General features: G+C 71.8%; 15 protein-coding genes, 3 tRNA genes and 1 pseudogene. 9 read left to right on the forward strand and 10 right to left on the reverse strand.

Annotated elements, in window-relative coordinates:
* The first annotated feature begins 3 nt into the window (after window positions 1–3).
* The 4 genes from purD (at window position 4) to ACGFW5_RS11140 (ending at window position 6431) form a co-directional block, all read left to right on the forward strand.
* Window positions 4–1260: a phosphoribosylamine--glycine ligase gene (purD, locus tag ACGFW5_RS11125; protein ID WP_393833900.1), complete on the forward strand. Its 1257-nt coding sequence runs from the start codon at window positions 4–6 to the stop codon at window positions 1258–1260.
* Window positions 1261–1561: 301 nt separating this feature from the next.
* Window positions 1562–3229 (forward strand): hypothetical protein, encoded by a 1668-nt coding sequence (locus ACGFW5_RS11130; RefSeq protein ID WP_393833901.1) that lies wholly within the window; start codon window positions 1562–1564, stop codon window positions 3227–3229.
* A 386-nt stretch (window positions 3230–3615) separates the two neighbouring features.
* On the forward strand, window positions 3616–5136 hold the full coding sequence (locus ACGFW5_RS11135; protein WP_393833902.1) for a N,N-dimethylformamidase beta subunit family domain-containing protein: 1521 nt from the start codon (window positions 3616–3618) through the stop codon (window positions 5134–5136).
* A gap of 395 nt (window positions 5137–5531) precedes the next feature.
* Window positions 5532–6431 (forward strand): phosphoribosylaminoimidazolesuccinocarboxamide synthase, encoded by a 900-nt coding sequence (locus ACGFW5_RS11140; protein ID WP_393833903.1) that lies wholly within the window; start codon window positions 5532–5534, stop codon window positions 6429–6431.
* 44 nt (window positions 6432–6475) lie between these two features.
* Here the strand turns inward: ACGFW5_RS11140 and ACGFW5_RS11145 are convergent.
* The 4 genes and pseudogenes from ACGFW5_RS11145 to ACGFW5_RS11160 all read right to left on the reverse strand — a co-directional run.
* Window positions 6476–6548 (reverse strand) — tRNA-Gly (locus ACGFW5_RS11145).
* A gap of 22 nt (window positions 6549–6570) precedes the next feature.
* On the reverse strand, window positions 6571–7212 hold the full coding sequence (locus ACGFW5_RS11150; RefSeq protein ID WP_393833969.1) for a DNA-binding response regulator: 642 nt from the start codon (window positions 7210–7212) through the stop codon (window positions 6571–6573).
* Window positions 7209–7595, reverse strand: coding sequence for a hypothetical protein (locus tag ACGFW5_RS11155; RefSeq protein ID WP_393833974.1), 387 nt, complete (start codon window positions 7593–7595; stop codon window positions 7209–7211). The genes ACGFW5_RS11150 and ACGFW5_RS11155 overlap by 4 nt, the downstream gene beginning before the upstream one ends.
* Before the next feature lie 79 nt (window positions 7596–7674).
* Window positions 7675–7752: pseudogene (locus ACGFW5_RS11160) on the reverse strand (hypothetical protein); the annotation flags it as partial.
* Between ACGFW5_RS11160 and ACGFW5_RS11165 the strand changes: the two are divergent.
* Entirely contained in the window at window positions 7751–8179 is a 429-nt protein-coding gene (locus ACGFW5_RS11165; protein ID WP_393833975.1) for a hypothetical protein, read from the forward strand. The pseudogene ACGFW5_RS11160 and the gene ACGFW5_RS11165 sit on opposite strands and share 2 nt — an antisense overlap.
* Window positions 8180–8446: 267 nt before the next feature.
* Here the strand turns inward: ACGFW5_RS11165 and ACGFW5_RS11170 are convergent, their stop codons facing one another.
* The 5 genes from ACGFW5_RS11170 to ACGFW5_RS11190 all read right to left on the reverse strand — a co-directional run bounded on the left by ACGFW5_RS11170 (window position 8447) and on the right by ACGFW5_RS11190 (window position 11010).
* Entirely contained in the window at window positions 8447–9265 is an 819-nt protein-coding gene (locus ACGFW5_RS11170; protein ID WP_393833904.1) for an ABC transporter permease, read from the reverse strand.
* Window positions 9262–10215, reverse strand: coding sequence for an ABC transporter ATP-binding protein (locus ACGFW5_RS11175; RefSeq protein WP_393833905.1), 954 nt, complete (start codon window positions 10213–10215; stop codon window positions 9262–9264). The genes ACGFW5_RS11170 and ACGFW5_RS11175 overlap by 4 nt, the downstream gene beginning before the upstream one ends.
* Before the next feature lie 132 nt (window positions 10216–10347).
* Window positions 10348–10420: transfer RNA gene (locus ACGFW5_RS11180), tRNA-Gly, on the reverse strand.
* Window positions 10421–10497: 77 nt separating this feature from the next.
* Window positions 10498–10569 (reverse strand) — tRNA-Gly (locus ACGFW5_RS11185).
* A gap of 123 nt (window positions 10570–10692) precedes the next feature.
* Window positions 10693–11010 (reverse strand): Lsr2 family protein, encoded by a 318-nt coding sequence (locus ACGFW5_RS11190; protein WP_393833906.1) that lies wholly within the window; start codon window positions 11008–11010, stop codon window positions 10693–10695.
* A 315-nt stretch (window positions 11011–11325) separates the two neighbouring features.
* On the opposite strand from ACGFW5_RS11190, the gene purS reads away from it, so the two are divergent.
* The 3 genes from purS to purL are packed head-to-tail and all read left to right on the forward strand — an operon-like array spanning window position 11326 to window position 14515.
* The gene (gene purS / locus ACGFW5_RS11195; protein ID WP_078966365.1) at window positions 11326–11586 is read left to right on the forward strand and encodes a phosphoribosylformylglycinamidine synthase subunit PurS; all 261 of its coding nucleotides are present in this window, start codon (window positions 11326–11328) and stop codon (window positions 11584–11586) included.
* The gene (gene purQ, locus ACGFW5_RS11200; RefSeq protein WP_393833907.1) at window positions 11583–12263 is read left to right on the forward strand and encodes a phosphoribosylformylglycinamidine synthase subunit PurQ; all 681 of its coding nucleotides are present in this window, start codon (window positions 11583–11585) and stop codon (window positions 12261–12263) included. The genes purS and purQ overlap by 4 nt, the downstream gene beginning before the upstream one ends.
* Window positions 12263–14515 carry a phosphoribosylformylglycinamidine synthase subunit PurL gene (purL, locus tag ACGFW5_RS11205; RefSeq protein WP_393833908.1) on the forward strand — a complete coding sequence of 751 codons (2253 nt, stop codon included), beginning with the start codon at window positions 12263–12265 and terminating at the stop codon, window positions 14513–14515. Before purQ ends, purL begins: the two co-directional genes overlap by 1 nt.
* Window positions 14516–14641: 126 nt before the next feature.
* Here the strand turns inward: purL and ACGFW5_RS11210 are convergent, their stop codons facing one another.
* Window positions 14642–16102 (reverse strand): MFS transporter, encoded by a 1461-nt coding sequence (locus ACGFW5_RS11210; protein ID WP_393833970.1) that lies wholly within the window; start codon window positions 16100–16102, stop codon window positions 14642–14644.
* A gap of 238 nt (window positions 16103–16340) precedes the next feature.
* Between ACGFW5_RS11210 and ACGFW5_RS11215 the strand changes: the two genes are divergently transcribed.
* Complete coding sequence (locus ACGFW5_RS11215; protein WP_393833909.1) at window positions 16341–16979, forward strand: TetR/AcrR family transcriptional regulator; 639 nt, start codon at window positions 16341–16343, stop codon at window positions 16977–16979.
* Window positions 16980–16989: the final 10 nt, after the last annotated feature.

Raw genomic sequence — 16989 nt, forward strand, 5'->3', positions numbered from 1 at the left:
GCCGTGAAGGTCCTTGTCATCGGCGGCGGTGCCCGCGAGCACGCCCTGTGCCGTTCCCTGTCCCTCGACCCCGACGTGACGGCGCTGCACTGCGCCCCCGGCAACGCCGGAATCGCGGAGGTCGCCGAGCTCCACCCGGTCGACCAGCTGGACGGCGGGGCGGTCGCCCGCCTGGCCGCCGGGCTCGGCAGCGATCTGGTGGTCGTGGGCCCGGAGGCCCCGCTCGTCGCCGGAGTCGCCGACGCCGTACGGGCAGCGGGCATCCCCTGCTTCGGGCCCTCCGAGGAGGCCGCCCGGCTTGAGGGCTCCAAGGCGTTCGCCAAGGACGTGATGGCCGCGGCCAACGTGCCGACGGCCCGCTCCTACCTCTGCACCACCCCGGAGGAGATCGACGCGGCGCTCGCCGCCTTCGGCGCCCCGTACGTGGTGAAGGACGACGGCCTCGCGGCGGGCAAGGGCGTCGTCGTGACGGACGACCTCGCCGCCGCCCGCGAGCACGCGCTCGGCTGCGACCGCGTGGTCATCGAGGAATTCCTCGACGGTCCCGAGGTCTCGCTGTTCGCGATCACCGACGGTGTCACCGTGCTGCCGCTCCAGCCCGCGCAGGACTTCAAGCGCGCGCTCGACGGCGACGAGGGCCCCAACACCGGTGGCATGGGCGCCTATTCGCCGCTCCCGTGGGCCGACCCGAAGCTGGTCGACGAGGTCATGGAGAGCGTGCTCCAGCCGACCGTCGACGAGCTGCGCCGACGCGGCACGCCGTTCTCCGGACTGCTGTACGCGGGCCTCGCGATCACCTCGCGCGGGGTGCGGGTCATCGAGTTCAACGCCCGCTTCGGCGACCCCGAGACGCAGGTCGTGCTGGCCCGGCTCAAGACGCCGCTGGCGGGCGTCCTGTTCCACTCGGCCAACGGCACCCTCGACGTGCAGCCGCCGCTGGCCTGGCGTGAGGACGCCGCCGTCACCGTGGTCATCGCCTCGCACAACTACCCCGAGGCCCCCCGCACCGGTGACCCCATCGAGGGGCTTGCCGAGGTCGCCGCGCAGGATGAGCCCTCGGCGTACGTCCTGCACGCCGGAACCCGCCGCGACGGCGGCACGGTCGTCAGCGCGGGCGGCCGGGTTCTGTCGGTCACCGCGACCGGCGATGACCTGGCGCAGGCCCGGGAGCGGGCGTACGCGGCGGTCGGCCGGATCCGGCTCGACGGCTCGCAGCACCGCACCGACATCGCGCGCAAGGCGGCCGGCGCACAGGGCTGAATCACGTCACGACGCGCGGGGCCCCGGTCGCATGCCGGGGCCCCGCGGCGTTGGGCGAGGAGGCTTCCGGAGGCCGGACCGTCCATCGCGGACCAACCGCACCTTTGCCCAAAGCCATTCCATCGAGTGACGGCTGGCCCATCCGGATGACTCCTGACCATGGCCCAACTAGGGTGCGGCGAAGGCGTTCCGGCACTTGGCCCACCGGCATTGCGATGTCAGTGGCGGGTGCCACAGTGGGGGCATGAGCAACGCCGCCGCAGGGCAGAGGGGGTGAGGTCCGGTCGTGTCCGGTAACGGAATGAGTGGAGAGGCGGGCGCGCAGCACGCGCGGTCGCGGGCTCTCGCCGTGCTGCGCATCCGTAGCAGGGCGCTGGCCGTGGCCCTGCTGCCGGCGGCTGTCGCCGTCGTGCTGATCGCCGCCGCCGCGCAGGGCCGCATCGAAGGCAGCGGCTGGGACACCGCACGCTGGGCGGTCACCGCCACCGCGCTGCTCGTGCTGCTGCTCGCGGCCGCCGTGGCGGCCGTGATCGTACGGGCCAGACCGGCCCTCTCGCCGACGGTGGACCTCGCCGAATCGGCCGCCCCCGACCTGTATCGCCTGGTCAGAGATTTGGCGGAGCGCCTTGATGTGCCACCGCCCTCGGCGATAGCCCTCACTCCGGACTGCGACAGCTGGCTGGAGGACCGTACGCATCCGGCGCACACCGCCGCCGGGCTGGGGGCATCCGCCCCCTTCGCACGCGAGGGCGCCGAGGGGCGCTCGGGGCGCGCCCGGAGCGCTTCTCGGCGGACGCAGGCCGCGCCGGTCCTGGTCATCGGCTCGCCCTTCATGTGGTGGATGCGCGTCGGTGAGCTGCGCGCGATCCTCGCGCCGGTCGTCGCCGGTACGGGCCCCTCCGCCCATCCGGACATAGCCGCCGCGCGCCGCTTCGTACGCGGTCTCGACGCCGCGGTCGGTGTGGCCGCCAAGCCCGGGCTCGACCCGGTGCGCCGGCTCGCGCTCGGCTTCACCGGTTCAGTGGCCCGGCTGCTGCTGCGCGGGTGCCGGGTGCACGCCGGTGAGATGGAGCGCGGGGTCGCCGTCGCGGCGTCCGAGCGCGCACAGGCTGTGGACTACGGGGTGCGCATCGTCGCCCAGGAGCAGGTCGGGCTCGCCTACGCGGGCTGGGACCGGCTGCTGACGCGGGTCGCGCTGCCCGCCTGGCGGATGGGGCGCTGGCCCTCCCGGCTCGACGCGGGGGTGGTCTCGGCGCTGACCGAGCTGTCCCGGCGCGACCGGCTCGCCGAGGGCTTCGCCTCCAGGCTCGGCGAGCGGCCCGCCTGTGACCTGCTGGAGGAGCCGGGCGTCGCCGACGAGGCGACCTCGCTGCTCGCCGCGCGGCTCTTCCACGGCGGGCCCGCCGAGCCCGGCCCCGGCTGGGCTCCGGTGGACTGGGCGGCGTATCCCGAGGAAGTCGTCGACCGCAAGTGGCGTACCGAGGCGGCCCGGCTGCACCGGGTTCTGGACGGGCTGGGCGAGCGCAGGGGCACGGAGCCCGCGGCGCCCACGCTCGCCCGCGTCATCGACCACCTGACCGCGTCGGGCGACGACGTCGCGGACCTGCTGGCCGCCGGGATCGCGGCGGAGGTGGCGGGCGAGGAGGCGGCGTCCGCGCCGCCGGCCCCGAGTCCCGAAGCCTGGTCCTTCGACGCCGTGCCGCTCTTCCCGCTCCAACCCCCGCGCACCGGGAGGGAGTTGCTGGCCGACCATGTGACCGCGATGGTGTGCTGCGCGGCGATCGACACGGCGGGCGCCGCGCCGGGCCTCGACTGGCTGGACGGCCCGTCGCTCCTCGTCGACGAGGAGCGCCGCTCCGACCTGGCGTCCCCGGTGCTGACCCTGATCGAGGACGGCGACGCGGACGCGCTGCGCGACTGGCTGGCCTCGATCGGCATCCGCCCCGAGAAGCCGGTACGGCTGGTCTGACGGGCCCGGCGGCACCACCCGGGCCCCGGAGCGCGTCGGCGTCCCGGCTGTCCCGGCTGCCCCGGCCGTCTCGGAGGCTGCCCCGGATCGCGGCCGCCCCGGCATCCGCCCTGGGAAGCCGGTACGGCATCCGCCCCGAGAAGCCGGTACGGCTCGTCCGACGGGCCCGGCGGCACCCTGCCGCGCCCCAAGAATCCTTCGTTCACGCCCTGTTCGTCCCGGCGCATCCGGAATGCCAGATTCCCCTTGACGTCAATTCGCGACGAACGGTGACGGACTGCGTGCGTTATGTGATGTGCTGGGGACCGGTAGCTGACAGAGGGCGCACCACCACCGCAGCGCAACCGCATCACTGGTATCTCGGGGGATCGAGGGAGGGAAGGGGCATGGGGGTGGAACGGTCGGAGCACATCCGGCGCTGGGAGTCGGGTGCCCTCGCGCACGCCGTCTCGGACCCCTTCGGGCAGGGCCCGCTGCCCTGGCTCCGCGGCAGCGAGACCTACTTCGACGACACCGGGCACGTGGTGCCCTGGTACGTCGACCACGTCGACCATCTGCCGGTCCAGCGCGGCACCGCGCGCAGCACCACGCGTGGCACTCGTGGCGCCGCCCGGGTGCCCGGCCCCCGCACCGCCGACGACGTACGCCAGCAGATCAAGGGGTTCGCCTCCAGCGGGGCCGTCTCGCCCGGCGAGGCCATCGACTTCCACATCACCGTGGACCCCCCGCAGCAGTTCACCGTCGACGTCTACCGGATCGGCCACTACGGCGGTGACGGCGCCGCGAAGATCGCGACCAGCCCCCGGCTCTCCGGGATCGTCCAGCCGCCGCCCCTGGCCGCCGACCGGACCGTCTCGTGCCACCACTGGTGGCAGTCCTGGCGCTACCAGGTCCCCTCGCACGCCTCGCTCGGCGCCCATGTCGCCGTGCTCACCACCGCCGACGGCTACCGCTCGCACATCCCGTTCACCGTCCGCGACGACCACCCAGCGGATCTCCTGCTGCTGCTCCCCGACATCACGTGGCAGGCGTACAACCTGTTCCCCGAGGACGGCCGCACCGGCGCCAGCCTGTACCACGCGTGGGACGAGGAGGGCCGGCTGCTCGGCGAGGAGGACGCGGCGATCACCGTCTCCTTCGACCGGCCGTACGCGGGCGCGGGCCTGCCCCTGCATGTGGGCCACGCCTACGACTTCATCCGCTGGGCCGAGCGCTACGGCTACGACCTCGCCTACGCCGACGCCCGCGACCTGCACGCGGGCCGGGTGGACCCGACCCGCTACCGGGGTCTGGTCTTCCCCGGCCACGACGAATACTGGTCGGCCCCGATGCGCCGCGCGGTCGAGCTGGCCCGCGACGGGGGCACCTCGCTGGTCTTCCTGTCCGCCAACACCATGTACTGGCAGGTGGAGTTGGCCCCTTCGCCGTCCGGGGTGCCCGACCGCCTGCTGACCTGCCGCAAGCGGCGCGGCCCCGGCAGGTCCGCCCTGTGGCGCGAGGTCGCCAAGCCCGAGCAGCAGCTCCTGGGCATCCAGTACGCGGGCCGTGTCCCCGAGCCCGCCCCCATGGTCGTACGCAACGCGAGCCACTGGCTGTGGGAGGCGACCGGCGCCGGCGACGGCGACGAGATCCAGGGCCTGGTCGCGGGCGAGGCCGACCGCTACTACCCGCGCACCGCGCTCCCCGAGCACCAGGACCGCATCCTGCTCGCCCACTCCCCCTACCGGGACAGCGAGCAGCACACCCGGCACCAGGAGACGTCCCTGTACCGGGCGCCCTCCGGCGCGCTCGTCTTCGCCTCGGGCACCTTCGCCTGGTCCCCGGCCCTTGACCGGCCCGGCCATGTGGACACCCGTATCCAGCGCGCCACGGCCAACCTCCTCGACCGCATCTGCAAGCGCGACTGAGCGCCCGCCGGGCACCCCGCGCCCGGGCGGCGCACCCGGCCACCCGCCCGTCCGGTGGCGCAACCCGGCCACCCGTCCGGTGGCGCAACCCGGCCGCCCGTCCGGTGGCGCAACCCGGCCGCCCGTCCGGTGGCGCAACCCGGCCACCCGTCCGGTGGCGCAACCCGGCCACCCCGGCCCGCACCCGGCCACCCGCCCGCCCGGTGGCGCAACCCGGCCACCCCGGCCCGCACCCGGCCACCCGGCCCGCGCCCAGCCATCCCTGCGGCGCACCCGGCGTCCCCGGCGGCGCGCTCGCCCACTCCTCGGCGCCCGCTCGCCGACCCGTGAGCGGGGTACCCGGCCGGATGCGAGAGAATCGGTATCGCTCCTGGATCAACCTACGCGGAGGAACCGTGTCCGGATTCGTAGAAAAGCCCGAGCCGCTTCAGGTTCCGGGCCTCACCCACCTGCACACGGGCAAGGTGCGTGACCTCTATCAGAACGAGGCCGGCGACCTGGTCATGGTCGCCAGCGACCGGCTGTCCGCGTACGACTGGGTGCTGCCCACCGAGATCCCCGACAAGGGCCGGGTGCTCACCCAGCTCTCGCTGTGGTGGTTCGACCTGCTCGCCGACCTCGTGCCCCACCACGTCATCTCCAGCGACGTCCCGGCGGGCGCCCCCGCCGACTGGGCGGGCCGCACCCTGGTGTGCAGGTCCCTCGCGATGGTCCCGGTGGAGTGCGTGGCCCGCGGCTACCTCGCGGGCTCCGGGCTCGTCGAGTACAACCAGTCCCGTACGGTGTGCGGCCTCGCGCTGCCCGAGGGCCTGGACGACGGCTCCGAGCTGCCCGCGCCGATCTTCACGCCCGCCACCAAGGCGGCCGTCGGCGACCACGACGAGAACGTGAGCTACGAGGAGGTGGCCCGCCAGATCGGTGCGGAGACCGCCGCCCAGCTGCGCCAGACCACCCTCGCCGTGTACGGCAGGGCCCGGGACATCGCGCGCGAGCGGGGCATCATCCTCGCGGACACCAAGTTCGAGTTCGGCTTCGCGGGCGACGAGCTCGTCATCGCCGACGAAGTGCTGACGCCGGACTCCTCGCGGTTCTGGCCCGCCGGCACCTGGCAGCCGGGCCGCGCCCAGCCGTCCTACGACAAGCAGTACGTCCGCGACTGGCTGACCTCCGCGGAGTCCGGCTGGGACCGCACCGGCGAGCGGCCCCCGCCCCCGCTGCCGCAGCAGATCGTGGACGCGACGCGGGGCAAGTACATCGAGGCGTACGAACAGCTCACCGGCACCAGCTGGGCGTGAGTACGAAGAAGCCCCCGGCCGCTGGACCGGGGGCTTCTCTTCTGAGCGAACGACGAGGTTCGAACTCGCGACATCCACCTTGGCAAGGTGGTGCTCTACCAGCTGAGCTACGTTCGCATGCGCCGTGGCGCGGAGACCACTATACCCAACCGCGCTCGCGTGCGAGACGCACCGCCGTATGACGGTTCTCGGCACCCAGCTTCGCGGCGGCCGACGAGAGGTAGTTGCGCACCGTGCCCTGCGACAGCGCGGCCCGCTCGGCGATCTCCGCGACGGGCGCTCCGTCGGCCGCGAACCCCAGCACCTCGGCCTCGCGCACGGTCAGCGGCGAGTCCCCGGCCGAGATCGCGTCGGCCGCCAACTCCGGGTCCACATAACGGTTTCCGGCGTGGACGGAGCGGATGATCTCGGCGAGCCGCTGGGCGCTCACGGTCTTCGGCACGAAGCCCCGCACCCCCGCCGACAGGGCCCGTTTGAGGTGCCCCGGCCAGCCGTGACTGGTCACGATCATGGTCTGGCAGGAGGGCAGTTCGGCCCGCAGTTTTGTGGCCACCGTCACACCGCCCGCGCCCGGCATCTCCAGGTCAAGGACCGCCACGTCGGGCCGGTGGGCGCGGGCCATCGCCAGCGCCTCGGGCCCGGACGCGGCCTCCGCGACGACCTCCAGATCGTCCTCAAGGCCGAGCAGGACGGCCAGCGCGCCCCGGATCAGATGCTCGTCGTCGGCCAGCAGCACCCGTACGCGGCCCGCCGCGGCGTCCTCGCCATCGGGCCGGCTCATCGGGGCACCTCCGCGGTCAGCCGGAACAGCCCGCCGCCCGCCGGGCCCGCCTCCAGGGTGCCGCCGAGCGCGGACAGCCGCTCGCGCAGGCCCGCGAGGCCCGAGCCGGGGGAGCCGGCCGGCCGGTCCGGTACGCCGTCGTTCTCGACGACCAGGGTCGCGGTGTGCTCGGTGACGGCGAGCCGTATCGCCACGCTGCGGGCGTCTCCGTGCCGCAGCACATTGGTGGTGGCCTCGCGCACCACCCAGCCGAGCGCCGACTGCGCCTCGACGGTCAGGCCTTCGGCGGGGCCGCTGTAGCGGCAGCCGATCCCGGCCGCCTCCAGCACCCCTCGGGCGCCCTCGATCTCCACCCGGAGGTCCGCTTCGCGATAGCCGCGCACCACTTCCCGTACCTCTTTTTTTCTGTGATTCCTGGGCGATGCGCTGCACCTCCACCATCTGCGCCACCGCCTCGGGCCTGCCGCGCCGCCCGAGCTGGACGGCGAGCTCGGCCTTGAGCGCGATGACGGCGAGGTTGCGGCCGAGCACGTCGTGCATGTCACGCCCGAACCGCAGCCGTTCCTCGGCGACGGCCAGGCGTGCCTCGGTCTCGCGGGCCCGGTCCGACTCCCACATCACCGACAGCGTCCAGGCCCCGCAGCGCGAGACCATCAGGACCCACGGCCCGCACAACGCCACCGCGACCACCAGCGTGACCAGGCGCGCCTGCGGCACGCCGACCGCGGCGAAAAGCCCCGCGACCGGGATGCCGAGCAGGGTGAACCGCAGCAGGAACGTCCCGCGCGGCACCACCAGGCAGTACGCCATGCCGAACGGCAGCATGAGGTACAGCACGACGAGCATCAGGGCCTGGTCGGACATGCCGTGCGTCGCGCGCAGCGCCGCGATCAGGACGAGCGAGAGCGCGCAGAGCGCCCCGGACAGGACCAGGCCCCGGCGCGGCACCTCGCCCCGCCCCAGATAGTGGTCGACGGCCCGGCGGTGGACGCGGCTGCCCTGGTACGCGCCGGCCGCGCCCGCCGCCATCGTCGCCACCCCGAGCGCGAGCGGCAGCGGTTCGTGCCGCAGCCCTAGCAGGACGAACGGCACGTCCCAGCTGAGGAAGAGGAACCAGATGCTGCCGTCCCAGACGAGCCGGCTCTGGAACTCGACCTTCTCCACCCTGCTGCGGTCCCGCCACTGCCGGCGATGCCATGCGTGTATCCGGCCCAACACCCTGCCGCCCCCCGTCTCAGCGCCGCGGCTCCCACCGGAAGCGCTTGCGCACGACCAGGACCGCGATGAGCGTCCAGACAACCATGACGAACAGCTCCCGCAGTACGTCACCCGCGCCGGCCCCGCCCGTCCAGCCGGCCCTGATCAGCTGGATCACCGGGGTCAGCGGCAGCAGGTCGCACACCGCGGCCACCTTGTCGGGCAGCACGTCGAGGGGGACGACCATGCCGGATCCGGCGACCGAGAGCAGCATCATGGGCATGACCGCGATCTGGGCGCCCTCGGCGGTTTTGGTGACGGCGGAGGTCGCCGCGGCGAGCGCGCCCATCAGGGCGATGCCGAGGAGGAGCCCGACGACCGCGAGCCACGCAGAGCCGGGCAGTGGCACGTGCAGCCACAGCGAGCAGGCCGCGACCAGCAGCACGGACTGCGCGAGGGTGATGAGCACCGCGGGCAGCGCCGCGCCCGCCAGGATCTCCCGGTCCCGCAACTCCCCGGTGCGCAGCCGCTTCAGGACGAGTTCTTCACGGCGTACGACGTAGACGCCGACCAGCGGCGAGTAGAGGGCGAACAGCAGGGCGTACCCGAGCGAGCCGGGCAGCAGCACGGTTCCGGCGGTCAGTCCGTTCTTCTCCAGGTCGATGCTGTTGACCGCGCCGTACATGGAGCCGGTGAGCAGGCTCGGCAGCACGAGCACGGTGAACATGACCGACTTGTTGCGGGCGAGCAGGGTGAGTTCGGCCCGCGCCAGGGCCTTCATGCGGTCCGCCGCGCTCTTCGGGGACCGCTCCGGCGCCATGGCCGGGCTGCGTACCGCGTCCAGGGTGGTGCTCATCGAACCGTCTCCTTCTCTCCGCGCCGCTCCTGCGCGATCTTCAAGAACGCCTCTTCGAGCGAGGCCGAGCGCACATCGAGCCCCCGCAGCTCGACGCCGCTGTCCCTGGCCCACACCAGCAGCTCGGTGGCGGCCAGTTGGAGGGTCTGGGTCTTCAGCCGCACGGTGCGGCCCGCCGTCTCGTGACTGGTGACGCCGAGCCGGCCGAGTGGCGGCAGGTCACCCAGGTGGTAGCCGTCGGGCAGGTCGAAGGAGAGGTGCGAGGGCTGGGCGGCGATCACGTCCTCGACCCGGCCGCTCGCCGCGATCCGTCCTTCGTGCAGGATCGCGAGCCGTTCGGCCAGCGCCTCCGCCTCCTCCAGGTAGTGGGTGGTCAGGAGCACGGTGGTGCCGCCGTCACGCAGCGCCCGCACCAACTCCCAGGTGGCGCGCCGCCCTTCGACGTCGAGGCCGGTGGTCGGCTCGTCGAGGAACAGCACCTCGGGCCGCGCGATCAGCGCGAGCGCCAGGTCGAGGCGCCGCTTCTCACCGCCCGAGAGCTGCTTCACCCGTACGCCGGAGCGCCGCGCCAGGCCGACGAGTTCGAGCGCTTCGTCGCCGGGCCGGGCCCCGCTGGTGCAGCCCGCCCACATCCGTACGGTCTCGGCGACGGTGAGCTCGGCGGGAAAGCCGCCTTCCTGGAGCATCACGCCGGTACGGGGGCGCACGGCGGCCCGTTCGGTGTACGGGTCGTGCCCGAGGACCCGTACGCGGCCGCCGCTCGGCGGGGCGAGACCTTCGAGGAGTTCGACGGTGGAGGTCTTGCCCGCGCCGTTGGTGCCGAGCAGCGCGAAGAGTTCACCGCGCGCCACGGAGAAGGAGATTCCCGAGACGGCCTCGAAGCCCCCGGCGTAGGTCCGCCGCAGCTCCTCGACCTCGATCACATCTGCTGTTCCCGTTGTTGCTGCCATGAGTTCAGCGTTCCGCGCCGAACCGGGCCCGGGCAGTGCGCGGTGTCATCACCGCGCATGACAAATGTCAGAAGTGCGGGGGGACATGACGAAGGCCCCGGTTCGATGAACCGGGGCCTCACGTGCTTCCTGAGCGGACGACGAGATTCGAACTCGCGACCCTCACCTTGGCAAGGTGATGCTCTACCAACTGAGCCACGTCCGCATGCATCCGCCAGCTCTCACTGGACGGCGCGAGCACTACTCTACCTGATCCACAAGGACCACTGGCAGGCAATGCAGAGCGGGTGACAGGAATTGCACACTGCGCCTCCCCCCTGGAAGGGGGGTGTTCTACTACTGAACTACACCCGCACGCTCCGGTGGACCGGGCCTTTCGGCCTTGCCCCTCGGCGTGTTCCAGACTCTAGCTGATCAGCAGGGGGGGTGTGCAACTCCGGTGGCCGGGGCGGCCCCAGGGCAGCCCCGGCCACCGGGTCAGCTCGCCTCGGCGAAGGCCTCGTAGACCTTCTTCGGGATCCGGCCGCGAGCCGGCACGTCCATCTTGTGGGACTGCGCCCAGGCCCGGACGGCCGCCGGGTCGGGGGCGACCGCGGTGTGCCGATAGGTCTTCCCGGACTTCGACTGCTTGCGCCCCGCCGTCACGTAAGGCGCGAGGGCCTTGCGCAGTTTCTTTGCATTGGCGGGATTGAGGTCGATCTCGTAGACCTTTCCGTCCAGGCCGAACGTGACCGTTTCCGCCGCTTCTCCGCCGTCGATGTCGTCGAAGAGTGTGACCACTACGCGCTGAGCCACGGATATCGGTTCCTTCCTGTGGTGTCGCCGCTCGTACGTACCTGACGTGCGGCGATACCGGCCTTCCGGCTGTTATGGAGCAATGTCGCTTTCGCTGGGATTCCTTTGTACAGCGGTACCCATTGCAATGTGAAGCCCAGCCAATTGCATCAGCGTGTCCCGACGCAATGACTTCGGCGACTTTTTCTCGGGATTTTTCCCACGTGTTGTCGCCGCCGAAACCGGAACGTGATCAGGCCCTCATGATATCTACCCGCGTAGAATTTTTGGGCGGGTACGCTGGGGGAACCGCCTTCGCACCACACCACACCGGGAGTGCCAGTGGCACGCGTCGTAGTCGACGTCATGCTCAAGCCGGAAATCCTCGACCCGCAGGGACAGGCGGTGCAGCGCGCACTGCCCCGTCTCGGCTTCGAGGGGATCGGCGACGTACGTCAGGGAAAGCGTTTCGAGCTGGAGGTCGAGGGACCGGTCGACGAGGCCGCCCTCGCCCGCATCCACGAGATGGCCGAGACCTTCCTCGCCAACACCGTCATCGAAGACTTCACCGTCAAGGTCGAGGAGCAGTCCAAGTGACTGCACGTATCGGCGTTGTCACCTTCCCCGGCACGCTGGACGACCGGGACAGTCTGCGTGCCGTGCGCATCGCGGGCGCCGAGCCCGTTTCGCTCTGGCACCGCGACAAGGACCTCAAGCAGGTCGACGCGGTCGTCCTGGCCGGCGGGTTCAGTTACGGCGACTACCTGCGGGCCGGGGCCATCTCCCGGTTCTCGCCGGTGATGGAGACGGTCATCGAGCAGGCGAAGGCCGGTCTCCCGGTCCTCGGCATCTGCAACGGTTTCCAGATCCTCACCGAGTCGCACCTGCTGCCCGGCGCCATGCTCCGCAACAACCACCTGCACTTCATCTGCCGCGAGCAGAGGCTGCGGGTGGAGAACGCGGAGACGGCCTGGACCGCCGATTACACGGCAGGCCAGGAGATCCGGGTTCCGCTGAAGAACATGGACGGCCGCTACGTCGCCGACGAGCGCACGCTGGACGAGCTGGAGGCCGAGGGCCGGGTCGCGTTCCGCTACCTCGACGGGAACCCGAACGGCTCGCTGCGCGACATCGCCGGCATCACCAACGCCGCGGGCAACGTCGTCGGCCTGATGCCGCACCCCGAGCACGCCGTGGAGCCGCTGATCGGTACGGGCCGTACCGACGGCCTCGGATTCTTCACCTCGATCCTGAAGAAGCTGGTCAACGCCTGATGACTCTCGACACTGTTCTGCACGCCGCCGAGACCCCGGACGTCGAGCAGCCCTGGAAGGAGCTCGGCCTCAAGGAGGACGAGTACGCCCGTATCCGGGAGATCCTGGGCCGCCGTCCCACCGGCGCCGAGCTCGCCATGTACTCCGTCATGTGGTCCGAGCACTGCTCGTACAAGAGCAGCAAGGTCCACCTGAAGCAGTTCGGCGACAAGGTCCCCGAGAACGACGCGATGCTCGTCGGCATCGGTGAGAACGCGGGCGTCGTCGACGTCGGCCAGGGGTACGCGGTCACCTTCAAGGTCGAGTCGCACAACCACCCCAGCTACATCGAGCCCTACCAGGGTGCGGCCACCGGCGTCGGCGGCATCGTCCGCGACATCCTCGCCATGGGCGCCCGCCCGGTCGCGGTCGTCGACCCGCTGCGCTTCGGCGCCGCCGACCACCCCGACACCAGGCGCGTCCTGCCCGGCGTCGTCGCGGGCATCGGCGGCTACGGCAACTGCCTGGGCCTGCCCAACATCGGCGGCGAGGTCGTCTTCGACGCCTGCTACCAGGGCAACCCGCTGGTCAACGCCGGCTGCATCGGCGTGATGAAGCACGAGGACATCCACCTCGCCAAGGCGTCGGGTCCCGGCAACAAGGTCATCCTGTACGGCGCCCGCACGGGCGGCGACGGCATCGGCGGCGTCTCGGTCCTCGCGAGTGAGACCTTCGAATCGACGGGTCCTGCCAAGCGCCCCGCCGTCCAGGTCGGCGACCCGTTCCAGGAGAAGCTGCTCATCGAGTGCACTCTGGAGATCTTCAAGGAGAAGCTGGTCGCGGGCATCCAGGACCTGGGTGGCGCGGGCCTGTCGTGTGCGACCTCCGAGCTCGCGAGCGCGGGTTCCGGCGGCATGCGCGTCGAGCTGGACACGGTGCCGCTGCGCGACTCCTCCCTCTCGCCCGAGGAAATCCTCATGAGCGAGTCGCAGGAGCGCATGTGCGCGGTGGTCGAGCCGCAGCACGTCGAGCGCTTCATGGAGATCTGCGAGAAGTGGGACGTCATCGCCACCGTCATCGGTGAGGTGACCGAGGGCTCCCAGCTGGAGATCTTCTGGCACGGCGAGCAGATCGTGGACGTGCCGCCGCGCACGGTGGCCCACGAGGGCCCGGTCTACCACCGGCCCTTCGCCCGCCCCTCCTGGCAGGACGCGCTCCAGGCCGACGACGCGGGCAAGCTGGCCCGTCCGCAGTCCGGCGCCGAGCTGAAGGACCAGGTCCTGAAGCTGGTCGCCTCCCCGAACCAGGCCTCCAAGGCGTGGATCACCGACCAGTACGACCGTTTCGTGCAGGGCAACACGGTGCTCGCGATGCCCGAGGACGCGGGCATGGTCCGCATCGACGAGGAGACCAACCTCGGCGTGGCCATGGCGACCGACGGCAACGGCCGGTACGCCAAGCTCGACCCGTACACCGGCGCCCAGCTCGCGCTCGCCGAGGCCTACCGCAATGTGGCGGCCTCCGGCGCGAAGCCGCTCGCCATCTCGGACTGCCTCAACTTCGGCTCCCCCGAGGACCCGGATGTGATGTGGCAGTTCGCCGAGGCCACCCGTGGTCTCGCGGACGGCTGCCTCCAGCTCGGCACCCCGGTGACCGGCGGCAACGTCTCGCTCTACAACCAGACCGGCGACACCGCCATCCACCCGACCCCCGTGGTCGCGGTGCTCGGCGTGATCGACGACGTGAACCGGCGCACCCCGATCGCGTTCGCCGAGGAGGGCCAGCTGCTCTACCTCCTCGGTGACACCCGTGAGGAGTTCGGCGGCTCGGCCTGGTCCGAGGTCGTCCACCAGCACCTGGGCGGCCTGCCGCCGCAGGTGGACCTGGACCGCGAGAAGCTGCTCGGCGAGATCCTGATCTCGGGCTCGCGCGACGGCATGATCGACGCCGCGCACGACCTGTCCGACGGCGGTCTGATCCAGGCCGTGACGGAGTCCTGCCTCAAGGGCGGCAACGGCGCGCGCCTGGTCGTGCCGGACGGGCTCGACGCGTTCACGTTCCTGTTCAGCGAGTCGGCCGGCCGTGCCGTCGTGTCGGTGCCGCGCTCGGAGGAGCTGCGCTTCACCGACATGTGCGGCGCGCGCGGTCTTCCCGCCACCCGGATCGGTGTCGTGGACGGCGAATCCATCGAGATCCAGGGCGAGTTCAGCCTCGGTCTCGGTGAGCTGCGCACCGCCCACGAGGCGACGATCCCGGCCCTGCTGGCCCAGTAGGACGTTCCCGTAGGCGCCAACTCATCGGCCCCGCACCCCTGTTGAGGGTGCGGGGCCGACGTGTGTCCCGGACGGGTGTCCGACGTGTGCGTCCCGGACGGGTGTCCGTTCCCGGTCCGCGAGGCCCTAGGCGGCCGGTACGGATGCGGCCTCGGCCTCGGCGGGCAGGCGGGCGGCGAGCACCGCGGCCAGCGCCATGAGGCCGGCCGCCACCAGGAAGACCACGTCCATCGCGCCGACGAAGCCGTGCACCGCGTGGTCGCGGGCGGCGCCGGTCAGATGGGCGATGGCACTGGTCGAGCCGCCCGGCACCTTCGCCTCGTACACCCGGCTCAGGAGCGTGCCGAAGGCGGCGGCGCCCAGCGCGTTGCCCACGGTCTGGAAGAACCGGATGCTGGTGGTGGCGATGCCCAGCTGGTGGGCGGGGGCGGCGTTCTGGACGTACGGGATGAGCTGGCCCATGAGCAGGCCGAACCCGCAGCCCATGACCAGGAGCGCGGCGCGGACGAGCCAGAGCGAGGTGGTGGTGCCGAGCGTGCCGAGCAGGGCGAGGCCGAGCGCGGAGGTGACCGTGCCGGTCAGCACGAAGCCCTTCGTCCGCCAGCCGCGCGCCGACAGCTTGCCCGCGCCGAGGCCGACGGCGGTCATGCCGAGCGCCATGGGAATGAGGTAGAGCCCGGCCGCCGCGGGCGCGATGCCGCGGACCGCCTGGAGGTAGACCATGACGTAGACGAGCGCGCCCATCATCGCGGAGCCGAGCAGCGCCTGGATCGCGAAGCCGTACCGCAGTTGGGGCACCTTGAACATCGACAGCGGCAGGACCGGCTCGGCGGCGGTCGCCTGGCGGCGCAGGAACAGGGCGAGCGACAGGACGCAGGCCACGATCAGGCCGATGATCTCGGGCGAGGCCCAGGCGTACTGCTTGCCGCCCCAGCTGGTCGCGAGGAGCAGGGTGCTGGTGAACACGGCGGCCAGGGCGGCGCCGAGGTAGTCGATGCGGTGGCGGGCGGTGGAGACCGGGAGCTTCAGTACGAGGACGGCGGCGATCAGCGCGGCGACGCCGAGGGGCAGGTTGATGTAGAAGATCCAGCGCCAGTTGGCGTGGTCGGAGAGGGTGCCGCCGATCCAGGGGCCGATCGCCATGCCGGCGCCGCCGACGATGCCGCCCGCGCCGCCGGCCCTGTTGCCTCCCTTGCCGCCCTGGGCCGTGAGCTGGGCGAGTACGACCATGGTGACGCTCATGAGGCCGCCGCCGCCGAGGCCCTGGAGGGCGCGGGCCGCTATCAGTTCGGTCATGGACTGGGCGGCGCCGCACAGGGCCGAGCCGAGCAGGAAGGAGGCGACGGCGCCGACGAAGACCTTCTTCGCGCCCAGGCTGTCGCAGAGCTTCCCGTACAGCGGCAGGGCGGCGGCCGAGGCGAGCGCGAACGCGCTGATCAGCCAGGGGATCTTGTCGACTCCATGGGCGGGGTCGAGATCGCGGGCGATGGGCACGGTGGCCGCCGAGACGATGTTCATGTCGAGCACGGCCAGCAGGATCGTGGCGATGCACACGATGAAGCCGACGAGGATCTGGGCCTTGGACATCTGGGGGGCGGCAGGACCTGTGGGGCCTGTGGGGCTTTCGTGGCCTGCGGGGCCGGTTACGGCGGGGGCGGTCGTGGCCGAAGTGGCGGTGGAGGCGGGCGTGACCGAAGTGGCGGAGGGGGTGGCCGAGTTCGCGTTCAAGGTCTTCGTCGTCGTCATGGGCACCACCATGGACCAGAACATGGACCGAGTCAACATTTCATCCGGGCTTAAATTTCATCCTGGTACAGTGATGTGCATGACTGCTGGTGAGGGCCTGCGCGAGCGCAAGAAGCGGGAGACCGGGACGCGGATCTGGTGCACCGCGCTCGACCTGTTCACCGAGCGCGGCTTCGACCATGTCTCCGTGGCGGAGATCGCGGCGGCCGCGGATGTCTCCAAGATGACGGTCTTCAACTACTTCGGAACGAAGGAAGACCTGGTCATCGCGCCGATGATGCACCATGTCGGCGATGTCGTACGGGCCGTGCGCGAGCGTGCCCCGGGGGAGTCGGCGGTGGCCGCGGTACGCCGGCAGTTCCTGGACATGGTCGAGTCGCGCGACCCCTCGGTCGGGCTGACCGACGAACCGCGCTCCCTCCAGGCCCGCCAACTCGTCGAGAAAACCCCGGTGTTGCTCCAGCGCGCCGCGCTTGCGTTCGGCGGGGCGGAGCGGGAGCTGGCCGAGGTGCTGGCGCAGGAGGGCGGCGACCCGATGCTCGCCGCGGTGGCCGCCGCCCAGCTGACCGGGGCCCGGAACGCGCTGATCAACGAGCACCACCGCAGGATCCTCGGCGGTGAGTCCGCGCAGGAGGTCGCCGCGGCTGCCGCCGAGCGCGCCGAGCGGGCGTTCGCGCAGGTCGAGAAGGGTCTCGGGGGCTACCCCCGCCCGGCGTAGGCTCGGTTTC

This window comes from Streptomyces sp. NPDC048416 (genome assembly GCF_043200435.1).
Taxonomy (GTDB): domain Bacteria; phylum Actinomycetota; class Actinomycetes; order Streptomycetales; family Streptomycetaceae; genus Streptomyces.

Bases quoted from the DNA above. Each gene is read 5' to 3' on its own strand.
- ACGFW5_RS11130 (WP_393833901.1), top strand. From the start codon at position 1,562: ATGAGTGGAGAGGCGGGCGCGCAGCACGCGCGGTCGCGGGCTCTCGCC.
- ACGFW5_RS11135 (WP_393833902.1), top strand. From the start codon at position 3,616: ATGGGGGTGGAACGGTCGGAGCACATCCGGCGCTGGGAGTCGGGTGCC.
- ACGFW5_RS11150 (WP_393833969.1), bottom strand. From the start codon at position 7,212: ATGAGCCGGCCCGATGGCGAGGACGCCGCGGCGGGCCGCGTACGGGTG.
- ACGFW5_RS11165 (WP_393833975.1), top strand. From the start codon at position 7,751: ATGTCACGCCCGAACCGCAGCCGTTCCTCGGCGACGGCCAGGCGTGCC.
- ACGFW5_RS11170 (WP_393833904.1), bottom strand. From the start codon at position 9,265: ATGAGCACCACCCTGGACGCGGTACGCAGCCCGGCCATGGCGCCGGAG.
- ACGFW5_RS11175 (WP_393833905.1), bottom strand. From the start codon at position 10,215: ATGGCAGCAACAACGGGAACAGCAGATGTGATCGAGGTCGAGGAGCTG.
- purL (WP_393833908.1), top strand. From the start codon at position 12,263: ATGACTCTCGACACTGTTCTGCACGCCGCCGAGACCCCGGACGTCGAG.
- ACGFW5_RS11210 (WP_393833970.1), bottom strand. From the start codon at position 16,102: ATGTCCAAGGCCCAGATCCTCGTCGGCTTCATCGTGTGCATCGCCACG.
- ACGFW5_RS11215 (WP_393833909.1), top strand. From the start codon at position 16,341: ATGACTGCTGGTGAGGGCCTGCGCGAGCGCAAGAAGCGGGAGACCGGG.